The sequence below is a fragment of the Streptomyces sp. NPDC002144 genome, from assembly GCF_053593695.1.
This window is the reverse complement of the sequence record NZ_JBSFDB010000039.1, coordinates 1-24,596: the sequence shown is the minus strand read 5'-3', so window position 1 is coordinate 24,596 and position 24,596 is coordinate 1. Positions and strand designations below refer to the sequence as shown.

The 24,596-nt window shown below is 69.4% G+C and carries 18 protein-coding genes and 5 pseudogenes; 10 read left to right on the top strand and 13 right to left on the bottom strand.

Annotated elements, in window-relative coordinates:
- Positions 1-41 precede the first annotated feature (41 nt).
- The 5 genes from ACWCQ1_RS39395 to ACWCQ1_RS39375 all read right to left on the bottom strand — a co-directional run bounded on the left by ACWCQ1_RS39395 (position 42) and on the right by ACWCQ1_RS39375 (position 5,326).
- Positions 42-980, bottom strand: a complete 939-nt coding sequence (locus ACWCQ1_RS39395) for a VOC family protein (protein WP_133042179.1) — start codon at positions 978-980, stop codon at positions 42-44.
- Between the two features lie 12 nt (positions 981-992).
- Positions 993-2,003, bottom strand: a complete 1,011-nt coding sequence (locus tag ACWCQ1_RS39390) for an amidohydrolase family protein (protein ID WP_358610877.1) — start codon at positions 2,001-2,003, stop codon at positions 993-995.
- Positions 2,000-3,172 (bottom strand): FAD-dependent oxidoreductase, encoded by a 1,173-nt coding sequence (locus ACWCQ1_RS39385; RefSeq protein WP_133042181.1) that lies wholly within the window; start codon positions 3,170-3,172, stop codon positions 2,000-2,002. The genes ACWCQ1_RS39390 and ACWCQ1_RS39385 overlap by 4 nt, the downstream gene beginning before the upstream one ends.
- Positions 3,173-3,347: 175 nt before the next feature.
- The gene (locus ACWCQ1_RS39380; RefSeq protein ID WP_358610871.1) at positions 3,348-4,346 is read right to left on the bottom strand and encodes a cyclase family protein; all 999 of its coding nucleotides are present in this window, start codon (positions 4,344-4,346) and stop codon (positions 3,348-3,350) included.
- Complete coding sequence (locus tag ACWCQ1_RS39375; protein ID WP_451028537.1) at positions 4,343-5,326, bottom strand: fumarylacetoacetate hydrolase family protein; 984 nt, start codon at positions 5,324-5,326, stop codon at positions 4,343-4,345. The genes ACWCQ1_RS39380 and ACWCQ1_RS39375 overlap by 4 nt, the downstream gene beginning before the upstream one ends.
- Positions 5,327-5,445: 119 nt before the next feature.
- Here ACWCQ1_RS39375 and ACWCQ1_RS39370 point away from each other — a divergent pair, with 119 nt between their 5' ends.
- Complete coding sequence (locus tag ACWCQ1_RS39370; protein WP_358610865.1) at positions 5,446-6,429, top strand: LysR family transcriptional regulator; 984 nt, start codon at positions 5,446-5,448, stop codon at positions 6,427-6,429.
- Positions 6,430-6,485: 56 nt separating this feature from the next.
- Here ACWCQ1_RS39370 and ACWCQ1_RS39365 read toward each other — a convergent pair whose 3' ends face one another.
- Entirely contained in the window at positions 6,486-7,754 is a 1,269-nt protein-coding gene (locus ACWCQ1_RS39365) for an MFS transporter (RefSeq protein WP_358610862.1), read from the bottom strand.
- Positions 7,755-8,095: 341 nt separating this feature from the next.
- Positions 8,096-8,545: a DUF6069 family protein gene (locus tag ACWCQ1_RS39360; RefSeq protein ID WP_451028536.1), complete on the bottom strand. Its 450-nt coding sequence runs from the start codon at positions 8,543-8,545 to the stop codon at positions 8,096-8,098.
- A 133-nt stretch (positions 8,546-8,678) separates the two neighbouring features.
- Here ACWCQ1_RS39360 and ACWCQ1_RS39355 point away from each other — a divergent pair, with 133 nt between their 5' ends.
- The 3 genes and pseudogenes from ACWCQ1_RS39355 to ACWCQ1_RS39345 form a co-directional block, all read left to right on the top strand.
- On the top strand, positions 8,679-9,182 hold the full coding sequence (locus tag ACWCQ1_RS39355) for a MarR family winged helix-turn-helix transcriptional regulator (RefSeq protein WP_451028535.1): 504 nt from the start codon (positions 8,679-8,681) through the stop codon (positions 9,180-9,182).
- A 21-nt stretch (positions 9,183-9,203) separates the two neighbouring features.
- A pseudogene (locus ACWCQ1_RS39350) lies at positions 9,204-9,333 on the top strand (IS5/IS1182 family transposase); the annotation flags it as partial.
- Positions 9,330-9,519: pseudogene (locus ACWCQ1_RS39345) on the top strand (ISAzo13 family transposase); the annotation flags it as partial. The pseudogenes ACWCQ1_RS39350 and ACWCQ1_RS39345, both read left to right, overlap by 4 nt.
- A gap of 175 nt (positions 9,520-9,694) precedes the next feature.
- Here ACWCQ1_RS39345 and ACWCQ1_RS39340 read toward each other — a convergent pair.
- Entirely contained in the window at positions 9,695-10,201 is a 507-nt protein-coding gene (locus tag ACWCQ1_RS39340; protein ID WP_451028534.1) for a MarR family winged helix-turn-helix transcriptional regulator, read from the bottom strand.
- Positions 10,202-10,313: 112 nt separating this feature from the next.
- On the opposite strand from ACWCQ1_RS39340, the gene ACWCQ1_RS39335 reads away from it, so the two are divergent.
- Entirely contained in the window at positions 10,314-11,447 is a 1,134-nt protein-coding gene (locus ACWCQ1_RS39335) for an ABC transporter substrate-binding protein (protein WP_451028533.1), read from the top strand.
- A gap of 486 nt (positions 11,448-11,933) precedes the next feature.
- Positions 11,934-12,257, top strand: a pseudogene (locus ACWCQ1_RS39330) (cupin domain-containing protein); the annotation flags it as partial.
- Between the two features lie 156 nt (positions 12,258-12,413).
- Here the strand turns inward: ACWCQ1_RS39330 and ypfJ are convergent.
- Positions 12,414-13,301, bottom strand: a complete 888-nt coding sequence (gene ypfJ, locus ACWCQ1_RS39325) for a KPN_02809 family neutral zinc metallopeptidase (protein WP_451028532.1) — start codon at positions 13,299-13,301, stop codon at positions 12,414-12,416.
- 178 nt (positions 13,302-13,479) lie between these two features.
- On the opposite strand from ypfJ, the pseudogene ACWCQ1_RS39320 reads away from it, so the two are divergent.
- Positions 13,480-13,584 (top strand): annotated as a pseudogene (locus tag ACWCQ1_RS39320) (polysaccharide lyase family 7 protein); the annotation flags it as partial.
- A 248-nt stretch (positions 13,585-13,832) separates the two neighbouring features.
- On the opposite strand, the gene ACWCQ1_RS39315 reads toward ACWCQ1_RS39320, so the two are convergent.
- Positions 13,833-14,876, bottom strand: a complete 1,044-nt coding sequence (locus tag ACWCQ1_RS39315; RefSeq protein WP_451028531.1) for a PP2C family protein-serine/threonine phosphatase — start codon at positions 14,874-14,876, stop codon at positions 13,833-13,835.
- A gap of 473 nt (positions 14,877-15,349) precedes the next feature.
- On the opposite strand from ACWCQ1_RS39315, the gene ACWCQ1_RS39310 reads away from it, so the two are divergent.
- Both ACWCQ1_RS39310 and ACWCQ1_RS39305 read left to right on the top strand, forming a co-directional pair.
- Entirely contained in the window at positions 15,350-18,031 is a 2,682-nt protein-coding gene (locus tag ACWCQ1_RS39310; RefSeq protein ID WP_451028530.1) for a SpoIIE family protein phosphatase, read from the top strand.
- A 727-nt stretch (positions 18,032-18,758) separates the two neighbouring features.
- Complete coding sequence (locus tag ACWCQ1_RS39305; RefSeq protein ID WP_451028529.1) at positions 18,759-19,892, top strand: outer membrane protein assembly factor BamB family protein; 1,134 nt, start codon at positions 18,759-18,761, stop codon at positions 19,890-19,892.
- Positions 19,893-20,180: 288 nt separating this feature from the next.
- Here ACWCQ1_RS39305 and ACWCQ1_RS39300 read toward each other — a convergent pair whose 3' ends face one another.
- The 3 genes and pseudogenes from ACWCQ1_RS39300 to ACWCQ1_RS39290 all read right to left on the bottom strand — a co-directional run.
- Positions 20,181-21,713 (bottom strand): hypothetical protein, encoded by a 1,533-nt coding sequence (locus tag ACWCQ1_RS39300; RefSeq protein WP_451028528.1) that lies wholly within the window; start codon positions 21,711-21,713, stop codon positions 20,181-20,183.
- Between the two features lie 514 nt (positions 21,714-22,227).
- Positions 22,228-23,334: a hypothetical protein gene (locus ACWCQ1_RS39295; protein WP_451028570.1), complete on the bottom strand. Its 1,107-nt coding sequence runs from the start codon at positions 23,332-23,334 to the stop codon at positions 22,228-22,230.
- Between the two features lie 318 nt (positions 23,335-23,652).
- A pseudogene (locus ACWCQ1_RS39290) lies at positions 23,653-23,871 on the bottom strand (helix-turn-helix domain-containing protein); the annotation flags it as partial.
- Positions 23,872-24,340: 469 nt separating this feature from the next.
- On the opposite strand from ACWCQ1_RS39290, the gene ACWCQ1_RS39285 reads away from it, so the two are divergent.
- Positions 24,341-24,596, top strand: a 256-nt coding sequence (locus tag ACWCQ1_RS39285) for a hypothetical protein (RefSeq protein ID WP_451028527.1), incomplete at its 3' end; no start/stop codon positions are given.

Genomic DNA, 24,596 nt, shown 5'->3' with positions numbered 1-24,596 from the left:
GACAGGGCAACCGCACCCCCGGGGACTGAAGGCTGCGCCGATCAGACCGGCGGAGCGACGAAGACGCCGCGGTCGACGTCGTTGAACGACTCCTTGGTCACCAGTTCGTTCATGGGGTTGGCGGTGCCCCACTGGTCGGTGACCTCGGGCTTCGAGAAGTCGTAGACGTGCGGGTGCCAGGTGTCCTCGTCCAGCAGCTCCAACTCCGTCGTGTACTCCACCGTGTTGCCGTGCGGGTCGAGGAAGTAGGTGAAGGTGTTGTCCCCCGCCATGTGCCGGCCCGGCCCCCAGATCTTGCGGGCGCCGGAACGGATGACACGGCCGGAGCCGCGCATGTACTCGTCGATTCCGCGCATCTCGAAGGAGATGTGGTGCAGCGAGGTGTGCGGGCCCTTGGCGATGGCCATGGAGTGGTGCTGGTTGCTGATCCGCATGAAGTGCATGACGTCGCCGATGTGCGGATGGCCGAGCGTGTCGGACAGCCGGAAGCCGAGGTGCTCCTCGTACCACGCCTTGGTCTTGTCCAGATCCGGCGAGTTGAGGACGACGTGCGACAGCTTGACCGGGATCGACTCCTTCTCCTCGATCTTGCGGTGCTGCCGCACCTCGACGTCGGCCGAGACCTCGATGGTGCGCCCGTCGACGTCGAAGAAGCGGAAGCCGTAACCGCCGCCGGGTGTTTCCACCTTGCCCGGCTGGTGGATCAGCTGGACGCCCCCGGCGAGGAGTTGCTCGGCGAGCGTGTCCACGTCGGCCGGGCTCGCGGCACCGTAGGACACGAGGTCGAGGCGCTTCTCCTCGGCCTTGCGCAGCCGGACGACGTACTGCTCCGGGCTGCCCTCGGCGGCGAGGAAGGAGATGCCGGAGTCCTCGGCGACCTTGGTCAGGCCCCAGACGCCGGCGTAGAAGTCGAGTTGCTTGTCGTAGTCCGGTACGGCGAGGTCGACGTGGCGGAGGTGGGTGAGCAGGCGGTTGTTCATGGGGGGAACTCCTCAGACGAGGTTGAGCAGAGCGGCGGCGTTTCCGCCGCGGACGGAGTGGAAGTCGGCGTCGGGCAGGTCCGCGGCGCGCAGCGCGCCGAGCGGGTCGTCGGTGCCCATGTCGAAGGGGAAGTCGGAGCCGAGCAGGACCCGTTCGGGGCCGACCGCTCGCAGCAACTCCCGCAGCACCTGAGGGTCGTGGACGAGGGAGTCGAAGTACAGCTGCTTCAGATAGCTGCTCGGTTCCCGCTCACAGCCGCGGGCGTCGGGACGGGCCCGCCAGGCGTGGTCGGAGCGGCCGATGTGGGTGGGCAGGTAGCCGCCGCCGTGCGCCGCGATCAGCTTCAGGCCCGGATGACGGTCCAGGACGCCGGAGAAGATCAGGTGGGAGAGGGCGACCGCGTTCTCGGTGGGCTGGCCGACGGTGTTGGACAGGTACCACCGGTCCAGCCGCTCGTCGAGGGAGCAGCCGAAAGGGTGCAGGAAGACCAGGGCGCCTGTCTCCTCCGCACGGGACCAGAAGGCTTCGTACGCCGGGTCCGACAGTTCGTGGCCGGGCGCGTGCGAGGAGATCTCCACGCCCCTCAGCCCCTGGTCCAGGGCGTGGTCGAGCAGACCGAGCGCGAGGTCGGGATGCTGGAGCGGGACCAGACCCAGGCCGTGCAGGCGGTCGGGAGCCTTCGCACAGTGTGCGGCGGTGCCCTCGTTGGCCAGTCGGCAGACCTTCTCGGCCAGGTGGGGCTCGGCCCAGTAGTGGTAGTGGGACGGCGAGGGGCTGACCAGCTGGATGTCCACGCCCTGAGCGTCCATGGCCGTCAGGCGCACCGCGACGTCCGTCAGCTGCGGCACGCGCGCGCCGACCATCGGACCGTTCACTGCCAGGGCCGCCGGGCCGTTGCGGCGCGCGTCGAGGGCGCGGGCCTCGGCGAGACCGGGATGACCGGCGACGGCCTCCTCGACCTCCGGGAGCAGAACGTGGGCGTGGACGTCGATGGTCGGCACGGAGGATGCGGTGGGGGTCACGGCCGCTCCTTGAGGAGGTTCATGGTGCGGGCGACCAGCCCGGCCATGTCGGCGTCGCGCACACCGTCCAGCTGCCACTGGCCGATCTGCAGGGACGCCTCGACGACGGTGCGCACCCGGGGAATGCGGCGGTCGTGGTAGGCCTGGAGCAGCTCGTCGTCCCAGTCCCGGCCGTCGGCCACGGCCCCGAGCAGCTCGGCGAGGACGAGGGCGTCCTCCAGGGACATGGCCGCGCCCTGGGCCAGGGTGGGCGGGCAGCAGTGGGCGGCGTCGCCGATGAGCACGACCCGGCCCCGGTGCCAGGAGTCCTCGACCAGCAGGCGGTCGAACCAGGTGTAGTTGACCTTCTTCGAGTCGGTGATGTGCTCGGTGATCTCCGGCCAGACCCCGCCGTAGCTCTGCGCCAGGCGGCGCATCTCGTCGGCGTAGGTGGCCGGGTCGATGGAGGCGCGGTCGCGGCACCCTTCGACGACGTACGCGTAGATGGTGTTCTCGCTGGTGGGGCAGTAGCCGGCGATGTAGGCGGGGCCGCCGTAGGCGAGGTCGGTGCGCGTCACGCTCTCGGGCCGCGGGGCGGCGATGCGCCAGATGGCCATGCCGGTCGGCTCGGGTTTGTCCGTGATGCCGATCGCGGCGCGGGTGGCGGAGTTGACTCCGTCGGCGCCGATCACCAGGTCGTAGCGGCCCTCGCTGCCGTCACTGAAGCGCACCGACACGCCGTCGGCGTCCTGCTCCAGCGCTTCGGCGGTGATGCCGAGACGAACGCCGGCGCCGGAGGCGCGGACCGTGTCGATAAGGATCTGCTGCAGCTGGGGGCGCTGCATGCCGAGGGTGGCGGGCAGGTCCTCGCCGCCGGTCTGGATGTCTTCGGCGACGAACAGGACGGTGCCGTCGGGGGTGGTCACGCCCAGCGAGCCGAAGGCGTATCCAGAGGCTTTCACCTGTTCCCACACGCCCAGTTCGCGCAGGACCCGCAGGGCGTTGCCCTGGAGGGTGATGCCGGAGCCGGTGGTGGCGTTCCAGTCCGGCTTGGCCTCGATCAGGTCGACGGCGATGCCGGCGCGGCGCAGCAGGATGGTGACGGCGTTGCCTGAGGCGCCCCCGCCGATGACCAGGACGGTGGGTGTGCCACCGGCCGGAGGCTGGGAGAGAGTGCGGCTGTCAGCCATGTCGGGGATTCCTCCCGGGATTGGGCCGCGCGGCTTCGGGCGGCGGGGGCTGTGGCTCGCCCGCTGCGAGTGCGGGCCAGAGGCGGGGACGGGTCACCCGGCGAAGCGGGTGGAGCGGTGGGGGCCGGATGCGCCGCCGCTGTCCGGAGAACGGCGCATCCGGCAGTGGTGCGGGTTACTTGACGGCGATCGGGTTGACCGGGGAGCCGACGGCTCCGGTGATGGGGAGGGGAGCCGCGGTGAGCCAGAACTCGTACACGCCGTCGTCGGCGCAGTCGGCGGCGAGTGCGTCGAGGTCCCACATCTCGCCGATCAGCAGGCCCATGTTGGGGATGACAACCTGGTGCAGCGGCTGGAAGGCGCCCTCGAACTCGTTGGGACGGACCTCGAAACCCCAGGTGTCGGTGGCGATGGCGGCGATCTCGGTGCGGTGCAGCCAGCCGGCGGTGGTGAACGACAGGCCGGGCGCGGGGCCGCCCGCGTAGTCGCCCCAGCCGTCGCGGCGGGCGCGGGTGAGGTGTCCGGTGCGGACGAGGACGATGTCGCCGCGGCCGACGGTCACCCCGTGGGTCTCGGCGGCCCGGGTGAGGTGTTCCTCGGTGATGGCGAACCCGTCGGGCAGCTCTCCCCCACTCTCGGCTCCGCTCGAGCGGGAGGTGCCCCCACCCGTGCCGACGACCTGGCCGACGTCGAGGAGCACGCCGCGTCCGGCGACGTACGGCGCCATGTGCTCGATGCCGGTGACGAGGTCGCCCTCGGAGGTCACCACCTTGTGGGCGCGCCGCCCGTTCCAGGCGAATCCGTGGTCGAAGATGTGGCCGAGTCCGTCCCACTGGGTCGAGCACTGCAGCGGCATGGCGATCACGTCGTCCGCGCCGCCGATGCCGTGCGGGAAGCCCTGGTTGCCCAGTGCCGCGTCGGTCCCCGTGTCGAGCATGGTGTGCACCGGGTTGGTCCGCCGGCGCCAGCCCTTCTGCGGGCCGTTCATGTCGAACCGCTGCGACAGCGAGAAGCTCACGCCGCGGCGCACGAGCGCCGCGCCCTCGCGCCGCTTGGCCTCGTCGAGGAAGTTCAGCGTGCCGAGCACGTCGTCCCCACCCCAACGCCCCCAGTTGGAGTACGCCTTGGCGGCCTCGGCTATCGCGCCCTCCGGGTCGCGGCGGTCCAGGCTCATGCCGATCCCTCCGCGACACAGCGGGTGCGCTGCACGCCCAGACCGGTGATGGAACCCTCCATGACGTCGCCGTCGCGCAGCAGGCGTCCCCAGTGGATGCCGTTGCCGGCCGGGCTGCCGGTCAACACCAGGTCACCGGGCAGGAGTTGAGCCGTCTGCGAGGCGTACGACACCAACCGGGCGACTCCGAAGAGCATGTCCTTGGTGGACTCGTCCTGCATGGTCTCGCCGTTCAGCTTGAGCGTGACCCGCAGGTCACCGGTGTCCGCGATCGACTCGGCCGGTACGAGCCACGGGCCGAGCGGCGTGAAACCGGGAGCGTTCTTGCAGCGCAGCCAGTCGGTGCCGATGGCTTTCATGTCCCGGCGGAACACGGTGGCGCGGTCGGTGAGGTCGTTGGCGATGGTGTACCCGGCGACGTACTCCAGGGCCTCCTCGACCGTCACCCGGTAGGCGGGCTTGGCGACGACGGCCGCCAACTCCAGCTCCCAGTCCGGCTGCTCGGCCCAGGCTGGCAGGACCACGTCGTCGTAGGGGCCCGTGATCGCGCTGGGCAGGCCGATGAACACGTAGGGCAGGTCCTCGGCGGCCCGGCGGTCCATGACCGCGGCGATCTCCGCTCGTGCCTCCTCGACGGTGCGGGGGTCGTCGGGGGAACGGTGGGCGACCTCCAGATCGATCACGTGTTGCCGGTAGTTGGCGCCGGACTGGAAGATCTGCCGCGGCTCGATGGGGGCGTGCACGCGCAGGCCCTCCAGTGGCAGCCAGCCGTGGGCGTCGTCGTCCGCCAGGGTGCGCAGGACGGGGAGGGTCTCCTCCCACCGCTCCAGGACTGCGCGCAGATCCGACGGTGCCCAGTCCAGGGCGCTGCGCAGATCGAGTACCCGGTCGTTGGCCAGGAGGCCGGGAAACGACTCCCCGTCCTGAGCGGAGAACGTGCCGAGCGCGAACGGGCCGGCTGATTGCGCGAGCATTGCCATCAGATTTCCTCCTGCGGGGTTGGGGTCTACTCTGACCCCGATCGGCCAATCACGGAAATTAATCCTGTGGATGTGCCAAATCCATGCCATGGATGACTCTCGCTGCTAGGTGGTTGCCGGTGAACCTGTCCCGACTCGATCTCAATCTGGTCCTCGCCCTTCGCGCGCTGCTGGAGGAGCGCAATGTCACCCGGGCCGGCGAGCGCATCGGTCTCAGCCAGCCGGCCATGAGCGCCGCGCTGTCCCGGTTGCGCCGCCATTTCGACGACGAATTGCTCGCCCGCACCGGCAACGCCTACGAGCTGACTCCGCTCGGCACCGCCCTGCGCGACCGCAGCGCCACCGCGTGCGACCTGCTGGAGCGGGTCTTCTCCAGCCAGGCCGACTTCGACCCGGCGGCGGAGTCACGTGAGTTCACCCTGCTCGCCTCCGACTACGGGGCGGCCGTGTTCGGTGCCGCACTCGCCCGTACCCTGCACGAGGAGGCGCCCGGCATCCGGCTCACCTTCCAGCACCCGGCACCGTCCGTCGTGGACAACACCGCCGCGGTGCTGAGCACCGTCGACGGACTGCTGATGCCGCACGGCGTCATCGACGGATTGCCCGCCGTCGACCTCCACCAGGACCGCTGGCTGTTCCTGGTCGCCGACGATCACCCCGAGATCGGTGACGAACTCTCCCTGGACCAGCTGGGGCGTCTGCCCTGGGCCGTCTACCAGCGTCCCTACGACGCCCCGGCCGCCCGCCAGCTCAGCATGATAGGGATCAGTCCCCAGGTGGAGGTGTCCGTGCAGACCTTTCAGCTGCTGCCCCTCATGGTCGAGGGCACCCGCCGGATCGCGATGATCCAGGAGCGCCTGGCCCGCAAGGCGGTCCGATCGGCCGCGGTGCGCGTCATGCCCTGCCCCTTCGAGGCGGTACCGGTGCGGGAGGCGATGTGGTGGCACCCGGTGCACGCTCAGGACGCGGGCCACATCTGGCTGCGGCAGAAGGCCGCGGAAGTGGGCGCGACGCTGGCGGGCAACGGCTACAGCTACGGCAGGGGCCCAGGGAAGGCCGGGACCGTCGCCCAGAGCGCGGGATTGCCGCCGGGCCGGCTCTGACCGGGCCCGGCGGCAACCCGTGATCGACGCGCTCTTGGCGGTCTTCCCGCACGCCCTCAGGCCAACTGCTCCGGCAACGGCCGGGGATCGACGGCGCCCACCCGGCGGCGGGCCGCCCACAGCCCCGCCGCGACGAGGGCGGCGGCCAGGCCCAGCACGCCCACCGCACCGGCGAGACTGCCGACCGCGGACTCCCCGGCGAGCAGCACCAGCGGGCAGATGAACTCACCGCCGAAGAAGGCCGTCATCCACAACCCCGTCCCGCGGCCGCGGTCCTCGAACGCCAGGCGGGACATGGCACTGGTGAGAAGGGCGGGCAGCAGCATGCCGGTGCCCACACAGTTGACGACCGCCCCGATGACCAGCAGCGGGGCATTGCCCGCGAGGAACATCACCCCGAAGCCGACAGCGCAGACCGCGAAGACGGCGGGCAGCATCGGGTCGGGAAAACGCTTGAGCCGGGCGAAGGTGACCGCTCCGCCCACGGTCGCGGCACTGGCGATCGCGGTGGCCAGTCCGATCACGCCGGTGTTCTCCACCCCGAGGTCGTCGAGCAGGTACGACATCTCCACCGGGACGGTGTAGAAGACCACCGCCCCGAAGAAGGTGAGCGCACAGATGCCCCCCAACTGCCGCCAGGGGAAGGAGCGGCGGGTCTCCGTCAGGGCCGGAGTCTCCTCGCCGTCCGCACGGGCCGCCGGGTTGGGCAGGGCGGTTGCCATCAGCGGGGCGAGCGCCAGGCTCACGGCGTAGACCCAGAAGGGCACGCGCCAGCCCGCCGATCCGGCGGCGCCGCCGAGCACGAAGAAGACGGTGGCCGACGCGGAGGCGCACATGGTCTGCAGGGCGAGGTACTTCACCCGCCGGTGACCGCTGTAGTAGTCGCCGATCAGAGTCGTGCAGCAGGTCATGATCGCGGCCTCGGCGACTCCGACCAGGGCGCGGCTGGCGATGATGCCGCCCAGCGAGTCCAGCCACAGCGGTGCCGTGCCGAACAGCGCGTACAGGACGGTCGCCACGACCAGCAGGCGCTTACGGCCCACCCGGTCCACGATCACCCCGGCGAACGGGGCCAGCAGCGCCAGCGCCAGCGCCGGGACGGTCAGCGCGAGGGGCACCAGCGCCTTGGCCCCCGGGACCGACGCGAAGTGGTCCTGCATCTTCGGCAGTACCGGGGCGATCAGCACCGCCCCCAGGATCGGCAGACAGCTGCCCGCCATCAGAAGGGTCACCCGCAGCAGATGGGCCGGGCCCGAGACGGCGACGGCTGACGGAGTGGTGGCATCGACCGTCGCGTGAGGCGGCGGGAGCACGGAACCGGGCATGGCGACTCCAGGGGCGGTGTAAGGGAGTAGGCATGCCTCACGTGCGCCGCGGCGCACGGCATGCTGGGGAAGCTCGCACGCCGACGGCATCCGGACAGCGGCGTGCGGTAGCGACGACTATGGGGGCGCCAAAGCGCCGGTGCCATCCCCTGCGCGATCCGAATCCCGTATCCGGGTTATCCACGCTGTGGATGGGATGGGCAACCGTCACGCAGACGGAAGACGTGCACGACCGTTCCTGCGCGCGAACACCGGTGTCCCGGAGCTCGGTCGTCCCGACCTCCGGGACACCGCCGACTGCCGGCCACCGGCAGCCGACCCGTCGCGTACGCCGGGCAGCGTCAGCGGACCGGCAGCGGCAGGACGCGCCGGTAGGCGGCGACAGCGACGACCGCGACCACCACATGCATCACCATCAGCGCGGCGACGGCCAGCGGCCCACTGCCGGGCGTACCGCCACCGAGCAGGGACAGGTCGGGCCCGAACGACACGACCACGAGCACGGGCACCAGCCACCGCAGCAGCCCCGCCGGGTTCTTGGCGACACGACGAACGACCGCCCAGCCTGCCGCGCCGAGGACGACGCCGAACACCGTCAGCGGCCCGTACGCGGAGACGTGCAGCGGAGCGAAAGCGCCCGAGGCCCCCGCCGCGCGGGCGAGCAACGCGACCAGCACGTTTCCGAGGACGGACACGACAACCGCGGCGAGAAGCCCCGCGACCACGGTCAGGCCGCGGGAGCGCGGCGCGGGCGGGGCGGACGATACGGCTTCAGGGACGGGACCGGGCATGGGAACCTCCTGTGGAGAACTCAAGAACGACACGGGTGCAGCGCCGCATAGGCGGACGTTTGATTCCTCAAACATGCGGGGACGCTACTCCCAAGTGTTTGATCAGGCAAACATCTCGATTAGGATGACCACCATGACATCCCCCCGGTGGCTCGCTCCCGAAGAGCTGCGAGCCTGGATCAACTACCTCGACTGCTCGACGCTGCTGAACGACTACCTCGATCAGCAGTTGCGGCGCGACGCGGCCATGACGCACGCGGACTACAGCCTCCTGGCCCGCCTGTCCGTGGCACCCGACCGCGCCCTGGGGATGTCCTTGCTCGCCGAGCAGTTGAAGTTCACCCGCAGCCGCCTCACGCGCGCGGTGATCCGCCTGGAGGAGTCGAGCTACGTGCGCCGCCGGGAGGATCCCGCCGACGGACGCGGACAACTGGCCGAACTCACCGACGCCGGCATGGAGTTGATGACCAAGGCCGCCCCCGGCCATGTTGCCGCCGTGCGCCGCGTGGTGTTCGACGCCCTCAGCCCCGAACAGGTGGAGCAACTCGCCACCATCACCGCCACCGTGGTCGCCTCCCTCAAGCAGGCCGGCGAGGAGGACGCCTACCCCGCGGCGCTGCCGTGGCATCGCCGCTGACTCCGCGAACCTGCCCCGTTCATCGGGCTGAGCCTGCGTCAGTTCGGCAGGCCGATCACCGCGTTGCGGCGCGAGGGTGCGGATCCGGTGCGCAAGGGCCAGCCGTGGAGCCTGCCGCTCGAGGGGCCGCGTGCTGCTGGTCGCCGCGTACAGGAACTTCTCGGGCAGCTCTTCAACACCACCGCCATGACCATCAGCCGCGCAGTCAAAGACGTCCGTCCACTCCTGGACGCCCACGGCGTCCGGATTTCCACCTCAACTGCCCCGATTCCGCACGCCAGCTGACATCGCCAAATTCCTAGCCCCGGACAACACCAAGATCAAACCAGCGTGTTGATTCCCGGCAAGCCCTTGGGCAGATCGCGCCCCTCGATGTCCATCGTTCGGCAGGATCTTCTGCGGACCGCGCGGCAACCACCAGCCGGCCCGGCCGACCCACATGAGTGGTGAGCCCTTCAGGACAGCCCGGCGGGCGTCGCCGCCACGGGCGTATCAGCCGCGGCGATCCGTTCCTACCGCCGACGCCAGGGCAGCGTCTCTTGATCGTCCTGACCTGCATCCACGTGCTGAAGTGCGGCGTTGATCGCCTCGCCGATCTCCGCGAACTGGCGCACCTGATCAGGCGTCAACGCGTCGAAGACCGCTTGTCGTACGGTCTCGACATGGCCGGGGGCCACCCGCTCCAACAGTCGACGCCCTTCCTCGGTGAGCGCGGCGAGCTGGTTGCGCCGGTTCGCGGGATCGTCGCGGCGGTCCACGTAGCCCGCCTGCTGAAGGCGCGTCACCGCATGAGTGAGCCGACTGCGGGTGATCTTCAGGCGCTCGGCCAGCTCCGACATGGTCAGGGTCTGATCCGGGACCGAGGAGAGGTGGGCGAGCAGGGTGTAGTCGGCATGCGTCAGCCCCGCGTCGCGCCGCAGCTGCCGGTTCAGGTGGTCGGACAGATGCGTGGAGAACTCGACATAGGCGAGCCAGGCGCGCCGCTCCTCGCTGTCCAGCCAGCGTGGCGTAGTGGGCATGGTCACACTCTAACAATCCTTGTTTGAACCATCAAACTAAACGGCGTAGCGTGCTCGGCACCGAAACGTTTGAAAACTCAAACGATTGCTCTCAAGAAGGCAGCACAACGCCATGCAGCACAGGAACAAGCTGATCGGCGCGGCCATCGCCACCGCCCTGGCCCTCACCGCCGTCACCACGACCGCCATGGCCGACACCACCGCGCACCGGCACTCCACCGTGAGCGAGCAGAACCAGCTCCAGGCCCTCCACAGGGCGGCCGTGGCCGAGGGGGGCAAGGTCACGGTCTACATGGGCGGCGACGCCCCCGGCCAGTGGGACAACCTGGCCGCCGCGTTCCACCAGCAGTTCCCGGACGTCCAACTGCACCTGGTCACCGACCTGAGCAAGTACCACGACGCCCGCATCGACAACCAGATCGCCAGCGGCCGGCTCGTCGCCGACGCCGCGATCCTCCAGACCACCCAGGACTTCGACCGCTGGAAGAAGCAGGGGGACCTGCTCAAGTACAAGCCGGTCGGCTGGGACAAGGTCTTCGCCAACGCCAAGGACAAGGACGGCTACTACACCGGCGTCTTCTACGGTGCCTTCTCCTACATCGTCAACAACAAGCAACTCCCGCCGAAACAGGGCGACTTCAAGGCCACGGACCTGCTCAAGCCTGTGTTCAAGAACAAGTTGATCCTGACCTATCCCAACGACGACGACGCCGTGCTCTTCGGCTACCGGGAGATCGTCGACAAGTACGGGTGGAACTACCTGGCCCAACTGGTCAGGCAGAACCCCAAGTTGATCCGTGGCGTCCCTGGCTCGGCCGCTGGGGTGACGAGCGGCGACTACCTCGCCTCCATCGCCGTCGGCGGCGACGCCCGGCCCAACGGCACCCAGGTCTTCTCCAACTCCGAGCGCTTCAACTCCTGGGCCCAGCGCGGCGCCATCTTCAAGCACGCACCGCACAAGGCCGGCGCCAGGCTCTTCCTGAGCTGGCTCGACTCCCAGGCGGTGCAGAAGAACGCCATCGCCACCTGGACCTGGTCCGTCCGCAAGGACGTCGCCCCGCCGACGGGCCTCAAGGCTCTGGACTCGTACAAGAACACCAACCCCGATGCCTTCGCGAGGTTCATGTCGAACCGCGGCGCCGTCGAGCGCTTCCGCTCCCAGGTCGAGCTCTACTTCGGTCAGGTCAAGGGCGCAGACCCCGGCGACCCCGACGGAACCCTCGGCCGTACGCCCGGAGCGTTCTGACCTCTGAACACGCCTCGTCCGGAGCGGTTCCACGACGGTGGAACCGCTCTGCGGGGTCCCGGCCGACGCCTGCACCTGGCCGAACCCGGGCCGTCGAAGCCCTCCTCCTCAGCCGCTACCCCACCGACTCCCCCGCCCTCGAGCACAGCCGACTCGACCTCCAGCCCACCACGCGTCAGGAGCCGGGTCTTCTTTGAAAGGACATAGCTCGGGAGGCCGGTGTCAGTGCTTCTACGTTGACGCGGCTGGCCCAGAGCCGCAGGCCTGACGTGAACGGACTCGCCGCCCTTGCCACGTGGTCCAGTGCGGATGACTTTGTGCGCCGGGCCGACGAACCACGCAGTCAGGACACGTTGACAAAGGTGGCCACGCACCTGCGAGGTGACCGCAACCTCACGTCTGAGGCTGCTGCGGAAGCCCTCGGGGCCCTGATTACCGTCGCCTACAAGCAGTCGGTGGCTGATCACCCGGAGTAAGGGAACTCCCATGTCGTTGCGTCATGGCTTCACGGCTGAGGCCAATCGCTTGGCAGAGCAGCCGCAGGCCGATCCCGCCGTATCGGTGGTGGGTCCCGGCGCCGGTGAGACGATTGTTCTGGGTACCACGCGCATGCGCGTTCTGGAGGACGGCAGCCACACCGGGCACCGCCTCGCGATCGCCGAGTCCGTCCTCGCCCCGCGCACCCAGGGACCGCCGCAGCACCGCCACGCCCAACACGATGAGGGCTTCTACGTCCTCTCCGGCACCGTGCGGTTCACCGTCGGGGCCGAGGACTACAGCCGCCCGGTGCAGAGCACGGTGACCGTGCCGCTGTCGCCAGCCGTTGTGGACAGAGCCCGTGGCACACGAACTGCTCCCCCCTCGGCCACGTCCTGCGGTGCCGCGGAGACCCGATGCAGCATCGAACCTGCGCAACAACGCCCGCCAGCGCATCCTTTCGCCCCTCCCTACCACCAAACGCCGCGGTCAGCCGAACGTGTTGCAGCCGGTGACACGGCCGGAGCGGTAGCCGGTGGAGAACCATTGCTGGCGCTGGCTCGCGGAGCCGTGCGTCCAGGTGTCGGGTGTGACCCTGCCCTGGTAGCGCTGCTGGATACGGTCGTCTCCAACGGCAGCGGCCGCATCCAGCCCGCGGTCGATGTCGTCCCTCGTCAAGTCGGTGATCAGCGGCTTGCCGCTCTTGGGATCGGGGGTGGTGGTGGCGTGGTGAGCCCACACTCCGGCGTAGCAGTCCGCCTGCAACTCGAGTTTCACCGAGCCGCTGTTCTGGCCCTGTCCGCTGCCGCGGGAGATCGTTCCGCTGAGATCCTGCAAGTGGTGGCCGTATTCATGCGCGATGACGTAGGCCTCGGCGAACGGGCCGCCCCTGGCGCCGAACTTGCTGCTCAGGTCGTCGAAGAAGCCGAGGTCGAGATAGACCTTGTCATCCGCTGAGCAGTAGAAGGGGCCGACCTCGGACGTCGCCTTCCCACAACCGGTGTTCACACTGCCGGTGAACAGGAACGTCGGGGCCTGCTGGTAGGGCTTGCCGGCGGCCGTCTCCGTCTGCTTCCAGAACGCCTGCACACTGTCGACCACGGCGACGATCCGGCACTCCTCCTTGCGGTTGGCGTCGGCACCGGTCCGGCAGTCCGCCGCAAGGTCCGCCGCCGACTCGCCGGACGAGGACGTGTCGCTGCTGCCGGAGCCGAACATGCCGGGGTCGACACCCAACAGCACGGACACGACCAGCACCACGAGCCCGACCAGTCCCCCGCCGACGGTCTTCCCGCCGCCCGGGATCCCGCCCAGCACACCCCCCCGACCGTCCTCGACCTCGGATGTGTCCAGAGCAGCATCGTCGTCGAATTGCATCCCGTTGCCCCTTCCTCAAGCAGCGCGTGCCGGACCGCCCCGCGTCGTCCCGCACGCTTACCCCGTACGAGCACATTCCCGCCCCCGTCCCCTTCCTGCTCCGCCTCTCAGAAGCAACCGGCGGGCAACGCCGCGACACCGCTCGGTGGGGGAACGGCAGACCGCCGTACGCGGTATCAGTCCCTGCAAGACCCGGACGTACACGATCGCCGTCTCCGGTGAAAACCCCATCGACCTGACGGTCAACGGCAGCACCACCCACTACCCGATCCCGTCGTCTTTCGGTTATCCGCTGTTGAGTTGTCCACGCGCTATCGTCCCCCGTCATGTCGATCACGGGTTGGCGGGTGCACTTCACTCGCCGAGACCCGGCCTGGCCACGCGAAAGACCCCTCTCGCTCCCTGACCGTCGGTTGACCGGGGATCAACCCCGCTGCCGGGCTCACGCTTCACAGAGCCCGGCAGCCGTCGTCCCTCGCAGGAAGGCGTCAGCCACCGGCCTCGCATGTCGGTTCGCCGCCTCGGGGAGGCCTACGGGCGGTAATCGCTGGTCCAGGTGTCCGGGCAGCGCACGACAAGGGCGGCGACGTCGTCGTCGAGCTTTCCTCCGCTGTAGTGGAGCAGGGCCGTATGAAGGCGGTCGAGCAGCTCGCGGGGCGGCGTTTGGCCCTGCTGCTGCGTCCAGTCCGGCAGAGGGAAGAACGTGCCGGTGCGGTCCCGGGCCTCCGTCACCCCGTCGGTGTAGAGGAGCAGCTGGTCGCCGGGGGTGAAGTCGAAGGCGTCCACGTGGTGGTGCTCGCCGACGAGCGTCGTCAGGTTGAGCGGCGGCGAGGGGGCGGTGGCTTCCAGTAGCCGGGTTTTGCCCTGGTGGACGAGCAGGGGTGGGGGGTGCCCGCAGCTGAGGATTCTGACCTGGCCTCCGTCCTGGGGGATCTCGGTGATGAGGGCGGTGGCGAAGTGCTCCGGCCGGTCCAGGAGGGGGAACGCGGCACTGTGACGAGTGATGGTGACCTCCAGGCGATGAATGATGCCGCTGAGATCGGGCTCGTCGTATGCGGCCTCCCTGAAGCAGCTGATCAGCGCGGAGGCCGCTCCGACCGCGGACAGGCCCTTGCCGCGCACGTCGCCGATGAGGATCCGGATCCCGTACGGCGTGTCGGCCGCCTCATAGAAGTCGCCACCGATGCGGGCCTCCTCCTGGGCCGCCAGGTACAGGGCCTCGATCTCAATGTTGTTCATGGAGCGCGGCAGAGGGCGCAGCAGCACCTCCTGGGCGGCCTCGGCGACAAGCCGGACGTGGAACAGCGTCTCCTCGCGCTGCAGCCGGACATGGCTGGCGTAGGCGGCCGCCAGGGTGACCGCGATGATGGCTGCCGACGTGTACGGCGTTCCCAGGTCGGTGTAGACGAAGCCGAGACCGATCATGACCAGGAGGCAGAACAGTCCGAGCAGGAGCGTGGGAAGCACGGGCCACATGGCGGCGGCGAGAGCGGGAGCGGTGGGAAGGAGGCGGCTGAAGGCGATCTGCCGTGGGGTGGAGAACGCCAGAACGGCGATGAGGGCGGTGAGGATCACCGGTGACAGCGTGGCCGCTTCCCATCGGCCGCCGCGGAGAGGATGCCGACGCCACGGCCGCCCAAACCCGATCACAAAATGCATCATAACGATAGGAACCAGGCATCGAGCTCGGATGGACGACGCGGCTCAGTCCTGATGATCAGATACGTGCGGTGGATCGTCTCCATCCGGCCGACGGAAGGCGCGCGCCGGGCCTGGGCCCGCCGCAGCTGAGACCCTCACCCGGCGCGCGGCTCGGGCTGTCCCCCGTCACCGCCCTCCGGTTACTCGTCCCGCCGCGGGTTCACCCTCTCCGGACAGGCGTCGTCAGTCATCCCAGGTCTGCGCAGCGGTGTTATCAAGGGTGTATGGAGGGATATCCCAGCCGATTGCGGACCTCACGTCCTCCGCCCGACGGTGGCCGGCGGACTCGGCGCCTGTCCCTGCTGAACCCGCGCACCGCGGCGGGGCAGGTGTTCCTCGTTCAGAGCATGATCGTGCTGCTGCTGGTGGTGGCCGCGGTGGCGTGCATCATGCTGCAGGCGGCGTACGACGCTGTGCGGCAGGGACGTCGGGAGTCGGTGGTGGCCGCCCAGTCGTTCGCCAGCGCCCCCGGTGTGAGCCTGGCACTGCGCAGCCCGGACCCGACCGCCGTGCTGCAACCGCGAGCCGAGGAGGCGCGCAAGCGGGCAGGCATGGACTTCATCGTCGTCATGAGCACGGACGGAATCCGGTACACGTATCCCTACCCCTCGGAGATCGGCAAGAAGTTCGTCGGCACCATCGAGCCGGCACTCGAAGGCCGTACCGTCGTCGAACAGGCGGGCGGTCCCCCTCTGCCGGCGGGCAAGGGGACGGCCATCCAGGCGGTCGTCCCGGTGACCGATGCGCGCGGCCGGATCGTCGGCCTGGTATCTGCGGGGATCACCGTCACGAACGTGGCACGACTGTGGATGCCGCAGCTGCCGATCGTCCTGGGCGTCGGCGCGATCATGCTGCTGCTGGCCGCGGCAGCGACGACCGCGGTGTCCCGGCGACTGCTGCGTCAGACACATGGCCTGGCCCCGACGGAGCTGGCGCGGCTGTACGAGCACCACCAAGCCGTGCTGCACGCGGTACGGGAGGGGGTGCTGATCACCGACGAGGACCGACAGCTGCTGCTGGCCAACGAAGAGGCGAAGCGGCTACTGGGTCTGCCGGCCGACGCACAAGGGCGGCACGTGCGGGAGCTGGGGCTTCCCGAGCAGATGGCGCGCGTGCTCGCATCCCCGGACAAGGTCACCGACGAGGTGTACCTCGCCAACGACCGGTTGCTGGCTGTGAACAAGCGGCCCACGTTCCCGGAGGCCGACGACGCGGGCAGCGTGGTGACGTTGCGGGACACCACGGAGCTGGCGGCGGTGTCGGGGCGAGCCGAGGTGGCGCTGGGGCAGCTGAAGCTGCTGTACGAGGCGGGGATGCGGATCGGGACGACGCTGGATGTGGAGCGCACGGCCCAGGAGCTGGCCGACGTGGCGGTGCCCCGCTTCGCCGACGTCGTCGCGGTGGATCTGCTGGAATCGGTGGTGCGCGGCTCTGAGCCGACGACGAAGGGCTGGCGCCACCTGCTGCGGTCCGCGATCAGCGGAGAACAGCCGATGCTGCCGGTGTACCGGCTGGGTGAAGTGATCACATTCTCACCCGAGACTCCGCAGATGCTGGCGCTCGAACAGAGCCGGGGCGTCCTGGAGGCGGACCTGCGCCAGGCCCACGGCTGGCAGGAACAGGATCCGGAACGCGCTCGAAGGGCTCTGGAACTCGGATTGCACTCCCTGGTGACCATGCCGCTGCGGGCGCGCGGGGTGCCCCTGGGCCTCGCGCACTTCTACCGGACGGAGGGCTCGCCCGCGTTCGGACCGGAGGACGTGGCCTTCGCGGAAGAGCTCGGCGCGCGGGCGGCGGTGGCCATCGACAACGCCCGGAGATTCACCCGCGAGCACGCGATGACGGTGACGCTGCAGCGCAGTCTGCTACCGCGGGGCCGGCCGGAGCAGGACGCCCTGGAAGTGGCCTGGCGGTACCTGCCGTCGGAGGCGGGAGTGGGTGGGGACTGGTTCGACGTCATTCCGCTGCCGGGCGGACGCGTCGCGCTGGTGATAGGGGATGTCGTCGGCCATGGGCTGCACGCCTCGGCGACGATGGGGCGGCTGCGCGTCGCCGTGCACAACTTCGCCACGCTGGACCTCCCCGTCGACGAGGTCCTCGGGAAGCTGGACGATCTGGTCGCCCGCCTGGACGACGAGGACGACTCCAGCGCTGCCCCCCACGACCAGGAGGGGACGGGGTTGACCGGAGCGACGTGCCTGTATGCCATCTACGACCCGGTGACAGGGATCTGCACGATGGGCCGTGCGGGGCATCCCGGCCCGGTGGTGGTGAACCCGGACGGGACGGTCGTCTGTCCCGACGTGCCGGCCTCACCCCCGTTCGGCCTCGGAGGCTACCCCTTCGAAACCGCCGACGTGCACCTGGCGGAGGGCTCCCAGCTGATCCTGTACACCGACGGGCTGGTCAAGAACACGGCCCGCGACATCGACGCCGGCCTCGAAGAGCTGCGCCGGGCGCTGGGCGGAGCCGGGACCGGGGAACGCACTCCCGAGGAGACCTGCCGAGCCGTGATCGGGGCGTTGAAGCCGACCCGGCTCTCGGACGACATCGCACTGCTGGCGGCGCGGACCCGGCGGATCCCGTCCTCTTCCGTGGCCGAATGGGATGTGCCCCCGGACACGGCGGCGGTGCCCTCGGTGCGGGCCCAGTGCAGGACGGTTCTGAGCGGCTGGGGGCTGGAGGAGACCGCGTTCACCACGGAGCTGATCCTCAGCGAGCTGGTCACGAACGCGATCCGCTACGGATCACCACCTGTGAAGGTGCGCCTGCTGCGCGGACGCAGTCTGATCTGTGAGGTGTCGGACGGCTCCAGCACCTCTCCGCGACTGCGTCGGGCGGCGACCACGGACGAGGGCGGACGTGGGCTGTTCCTCGTGGCGCAGTTCGCACAGCGGTGGGGGACGCGGTACACGTCCCGCGGCAAGGTCATCTGGGCGGAGCAGATCCTGCACGACGGCGCGTCCGACCCCGCGGACGATACGTCGGTCGACGCGCTCCTCGAACAGTTCGGGGATCCCCTGATGTGAGGACTAAGGCCTGTTGTGAAAGTGCTGGTCACAGCCACTCGTCCAGCACCGGGCGCCCGCCAGCAGCGACATCGGCCAGCGTGCGGTCATACCGACTGTGCAGCCGCGCAGAACCGCGACCGCAGTCCGGGCACTCCCCGCCAACTCGCGGGTGCAGGCCGCGATGCGGACCACGCCGCCCGCCACCCACACTCGCTCCAGCCGCACCGCATCCAGATGCCGAGACAAGATCCGTACCAGGTCATCACACTCGTCGACGCGACCGCTCTTCGTGACGGAGCGTCACCGGAGCACGGTGGCACGCGCCTGCTTCACGGAAATTCTGCCGGGCCACTCAGACGGGGACAGCGTGTGCTGTTCCGAGGTGGCGGCTACGTGCGTGTCGTCCAGGGGCGGCGCTGACGGGGCGCGGTTGTCGCGGTCGTCGCCGAGGAGCGGCGACCGGCAGGGTTCCCGCGTACTCGCGCATGAAGGAGACGAGCGCCGAGCGCTGCTCGCTGTTCGAGTCGTCGCCCTTGCCGGAGGGGTATCAGCGTGCTCTGTGGACAAGGGCATCCGAGCAGGTTTCCGCCGCTGATCTTTTCCGTAAAGTTGGCCAATTCAGACGCCAGATGATCATATGTTGTCGGTCATGCTGCTTCGAGGCCTTCGCGCCAAGGGAACTCTTGAGCTTTTTGCGGCCAGTTGCTCAGGACTGGGCTGTATCGCTGCACTGATAGCCGTCGTCATGGGTCAGTTGACCCCGTGGTGGGTGCTGGTCGTCGTGCCCCTGGGGCTGTTCAACGCGATCGAGGTCATCGGCTACTTCGCCTACCTGCCGGTTGTCGTAAAACCGTACGTCCTGGGTCCCGCCCGAGCCACCGACGGTGACCGGAAGGGGCGGGAAGAAGGCCAGCGACGCGGCGCCTTGCTCTGGCAGCTGGATACCGGCGGAGCCGTGAAGGAATCATCACCAGTCGTGGTCGACGGGACTGTCTACGTCGGCTCCTGGAACCACCTGCTGTGGGCCGTCGACGCCAAGTCCGGCAAGGAACGCTGGCGCTGCAGGACCGGCGGCGTGGTGGCAGCCTCCCCGGCCGTCGGCAACGGCACGGTGTACATCGGCAGTTGGGACAAGAACCTGTGGGCGGTGGACGCCGCCTCGGGTCAGGAGCGGTGGAGGTTCCCGACGGCCGGCCTGGTGCGGTCCACACCGGTGGTGGCAGACGGCATGGTCCTCTTCGGCAGCAACGACGGTTACTTCCGGGCGGTCGACGCCGCTACCGGCCAGGGCCGGTGGCAGGTCGGCGTCGGCAAAGGCGTGCGCTCCTCGCCGGCCATGGCGGGGAACTCGGTGTACGTCGGCAGCAACGACGGCTTTCTGTGGGCGCTGGACACCGCGTCCGGCCAGGTACGGTGGCGGCTGAAGACGCTGAGCGGGCTGTGGTCCTCGCCGGTGGCGGCCGATGCAACCCTCTACGTCGGCAGCGCCGACCGGCACCTGTGGGCAGTGGACGCGGCGACGGGTCAGGTCCGTTGGAAGCGCCCGGCCGGCAGATGGGTGAAGTCCACCCCGGCCGTGGCCGACGGCATCGTCTACTTCGGCACCACCGACGGGTATCTGTGGGCGGTCGACGCGGCCTCCGGCGAGAGCCGGTGGAGACGCAGGGTGGGGGTCTGGGTGCGATGGGCTCCGCTGGTGGCCAACGGCACGCTGTACATCGGAACCAACGACGGCCGCATCTGGGCGCTTGACGCGCTCTCGGGCGACGAACAGTGGACGGCGCAGACCGGCAGCCCCATCTTCTCCACCCCGGCGGTGGCCGACGGCGTCCTGTACTTCGGCCTCCAAAACGGGCGCCTACTGGCCGTCCGCGCTTGACCAGACAGGGACCGGGTCACGGCTACAGGACCTGGCTACCCCTGGCAATGTCCTGCCAGACCACCTGGGACGGGGCTGCTGCAGCGCCGTGTTGCTGAAGCAGCGTCCTCCTCGATGCGGGCGGCTGTGGTGCTTCCTCGGCTGGTTAACCAACTTTGATGATGTGCCGGGCACGCGTCGCGTTTACGGTCATGTCGGGGCCTTCGGCCGTGTCAGCTGTGAGGCCCCGTTGCCGGGCTCGTCCCTCGTCGAGTCCGGCAACGGGGCCGCTGCAGGGTCGACGCCTTTCTACGGGGTCGGCCAAGTGAGTGCGTCAATGGTGACCGTGCCGGTGCCGGAGGAGGCGTCGAGGCCGATGGCGCCGACGCTGCTCACGGACGGCACGGTCCAGGTGATGGTCGTCCACTGTCCCTGGGTCAAGGCGACCGAACCGGCCATGGTGGCGGTGTAGTTCTTGTCCCGGACGAATGGGGTGACGGTGGTCGCGGACTGGGCGGCATACACGTGATAGGTGACGGTCGATCCGGCCCTGACAGCACCGAGGTTGCTGGAGGTGCCCACCGCACTGTGACCACTGCTGCTGAGGCTGAAACGCAGGGCGTGGCTGCCTTCGTAGGCGACGTCCGCGGTCACCACCGGGTTGGCGCCGCCGTAGAAGCCCGACCAGTTGTCGCTCGTACCGTCCTCAAACCCGACCGTCACAGAGCCACCGCCCGGCCCGCCACCAGAACCACCACCGGAGCCACCCCCCATGGCGTCATGGAACGCGGTGCCCTGCGCGGTGAGCGTGGTGCTGCCCGTGACCAGGCCGAAGTTACCGTGATCGGTGGCCGTGTAGATCATGGCGCTTGCCGGTGCCGGGCTGAGAGAACGCAACTCGTTGACGGCGGCCTTCGTCCATGTCGCGAGGTCGCGGGCATGGGTACTGGTGTAGGCCGCCCCCTGGTCGCTGGCGTCTATGTTCCACTCCGAGATGAAGTAGTCCAACGCGTGACCGAGCTCCGAGGTGACCTTGTTCTCGATGGTCGTCACATGCTTCTGCCAGTTGAGCAGATGGGTCGTGCAGGTGTCCCCGGAGGAGCCGGGATTGTTCCAGCCGCCGCTGCCGTCCGGCTTGACGGTGGTGTCACAGACGTACTCGTGCCAGGACAGCGCGTCGGGCTCGGGGTCCGCGCTCGCCGCGAAGGTGGCGATGTAGTCGGCGGAGGTTCCGTCGGAGCGGGAAAGGACCGGCCCGACGAATCTGTAGTCGACGTTTGGGTATTGAGCCTTCAACGTGGGGATCACCGCGTTCCAGGCGGCGGTGTAGTCGGCGACGCCCACCCCCGCGTAGTCCGGCTCGTTGCCGAACTCCAGATAGACGGTGCTGTCGTGGAACACCTGGTGGACGAGGTCCATCAAGTGGGAGTCGGTGGCCTTGATGTCGGCTGTGGTGCGGCCCCCACCAGGACCGCGGAGGATAACGACGGGGGTGGCGCCGACCTTCTGGACGGCCTTCATGGCGGTCAGCCAGTCCGCGTCCTGCAGTGCCGCTTTGGTGGTCGGGTACGTCGCGCGCAGCGGCACGCGGACGGTCGGCGTCCCCCATCCCGCGAACAGCGCCTGTGTGGCGGAGTCGGTGGCCAGGTGGTCACCGCTGTCGAAGAAGGACATGTTGACGCCGAAGACTGGGGCGGCCTGATCGGCGGCATCGACGGCGCGAGCGGGATAGGGCACAGCTAACGGGAGCAGGGCGGTGGCGGCCAACCCGGCGGCCGCGGTGACGCCGACGACGGCCCGCCGCAACAGCGCGGGCCCATGACGGGTCAGGGTCTGGGACATGAGGGGACCTCCCGGATCGGTGAGGCGATGGAAGTGACATCGAGGCTGGGCGGGGCAACGTCGATGCGGCAAGGCCGACCTGGGAAATCCCGAACAATCAATCAACTACGCATCAATGCCTGGGACGCGTCCGGGGATCGAGGGCGTAGTGGTCATCACGACACCGGACATGACGATGTGCCTTGCCCGTGAACGCCGGGCGGCCGCGTCGGCCGACTGCGGGGCACGCCACCCGGGCGGCTCTGTTCACTGTCCGTGCAGGAAACGTGCTTGCAGCCCCGGCGCGCGAACCACTGTGCGCCGTCCCGCCGGAACTGCCGTGGAACACTCGACGATGGCAATTCATCGCCATTCGGACGGGCAGAAGCGCCGTGGCTGAACGCGCTGTCCCTACGGCCCTTCTTCCAGTTCGCGGCGCCGGTATGGGGGCGATGCGGCGGACGACTTGCGACACCGCCCGGCCCGGTCGGACCAACCGCCGGTTGAAGGAGCCCTCTGCACGAGGGCACCGCGATCACCAGTGGACGCCGTCCAGAAGGACGTGTACCGGCGTACCGCGGGTGGTGATCTGAAGGCCGACGGCGTGAACGGAAGGGACAGGTGGCACGGTCCACTCAAGCGTCGTCCACCCGCGGTGGCAGGGCAGCGGGCGTTCGGCCGCTGGATGGGCGGCGTAGTCGGAGCCGGCGTCCTGGACCAGTGGCTGTACCGCTCCCGCGTCACACCGACCGTCGGTCCACAGGTGGAAGACGACGGTACTCCCGGTGTGCAGGCTGCGGGCCCCGTCCGGCGTGCCCACGGCGCTGTACTGCTTGCGGCCTGTCGCGGTCAAAGCCAGGGCGTGCCGTCCGTCGAAGGAACGCACAGCGGTTACATCGACCTTGATGTCACCCCACAGCGGGCTCCATCCGTCGTCACTGCCGCCCCCTGCCTCGAAGCTGTCCTTTGGCGGGGCGGTGACAGTGACGGCAGGCGCCCGGCTGTCCGCCCCACGCGAGACGGGCACCGAGGCAGCCGGCGGCCTGCCGCCGGTGCAGCGTACCGACAGGGCACCCGCAGCGACGTTGTCCCGGGTTGGCCCCCGGTCCGACAGTCGCACCGACAACTGCCCACCGGTCAGCGGGAACCGGCCCGCATCGACCCACTGGCCGTGATGGCGCACCTGGTCGACGGTGAACGCGCCGACCACCGTACCGCCGGCGCCGGACCGGACGGTGTAGTACGCGGGATGGCCGCCGACGTACCAGGTGCCGGCCTGCGGTATGTGCAGCCGCACCGAACAACTGCCGGTCCGCAGGCGCGAGGGCCTGAACCACCAGACAAAACCATCGTGGCCCGGCAGGTCGTCGCCACTGGCCGCGGTGTAGCGGTAGTCGCCCCGGCAGCCGTCCCCCGTCCAGTCGCCGCCGACGGCCAGCGTCCACCCGCTTCCGCCGTCCGCGCCGCCCTGGTTCATGGTCACCCCTCTGGTGCCGTCGTGCGGGCAGTCGTCTCCGGCGGTCGCCGTCCACACTGCCGGCGCCGGAGCGGGTGCCGCCGCCAGCAGCACCGCCGCGATCAAGACACCCGCCGCCATGACGCCGGTCACCAGGCGGTAGCGGAACCTGCGCCCAGTGAGCACGAATGGTCTTCGTGATCTTGGCGGGGTGGTTTGTTCGGACGTAGCCGGTGAGACCGGCGCGCTGGCACCGGCGGGGCCGGTCCGCGGTGGCGCATCCGGTAAACCGGACCGGCTCGACTCCGGGGCGGCGTCCAAACCGGCGGCCCCCTTGGTCGGCGACCGGTCGGACGAAGGACGTGCGTGCTGCTGTCCGGCGTCGAACCGCCCGGGCTCTGCCGCCTGCGGGGGGACGGAACGACCCGCGCCCGCCCCGGCGCGGCCCCTGAGCGCCGCCAACTCCGCGGCCGTAGCGGCCCACTTCCCTGCCCACTCCTCCACGTCCCCGCCGCACGCGGCTACGAAAGCCAGCGTGACCTCGCGCGTGGGCAGTGTCTTTCCGCTCGCCGCCGTGGACAGCGCCGAAGCCGAGTAGTGAGCCCTCGCCGCCAGTTGACGGTATCCCGGCTCACCGACGGCTGCGCGCAGCTGCCGCAACTCCCAGGCGAAGCGTTCGACCGGTCCGGCCGTCGGATCGATCGCGGTCTCACGTCGGCTCACAGCGCCCCCTCATCCGACCGTGAATGGTCGACTCACTGCCGGGCTCTATCTCACCGCGTATGACATGCGCACTGTCCAGACGCCTTTACGCCGTTCGCGCCGGCGGCCGGCACATGGACACAGCGCACGCGGCCCGGAAGGGGGCTCCCCGCGCCCGCACAACGCCTGACCGGGAGGAGCGGCGTCAAGTCGCTGAGGAGAGCGCCACGTCGGTGAGGTGAGGTGCCACTCGTTGGCTTTGATCGATGACGTCCACCGGCACGGTATTCGCCGACTCCACAACCCCCGTCCCGATTGTGCCCTTGCCCGGCTTGAGGCAACACCGGGGCGGGAAAGGGCGGCCGTGGGCCCCGTTGATTGATTGGTTTGCCTTTGTTCAGACCCGTCGGTCGCTCCTTGTCGAGGCGGAGCACTCGTCATCACGCTGACAGCGCCTCATCAATCCGAGAAACAGGGAGCTCATATGCCCATGCGTTCACACGGACTGACCCTTTCCGTGGCCTCGGCCGCGGTAACAGCCGCCGCCCTCGGAGTCTTCGGCGGCCTCACCACCGCCACGCCGGCCTCCGCGGCCTCGGCGGCCGGAAGCGTCTGCTACCTGAGTCCCGCCGCAAAGGTCTGCGACAACCAGCCCGGGTTCGACATAATTCCGTGGCCTGGAGAGGCGAATCCGGGGTCTGACCTGGGCGGACGTGCGTGTGTCCGCCTGGAGGGCGTGTCTCTAG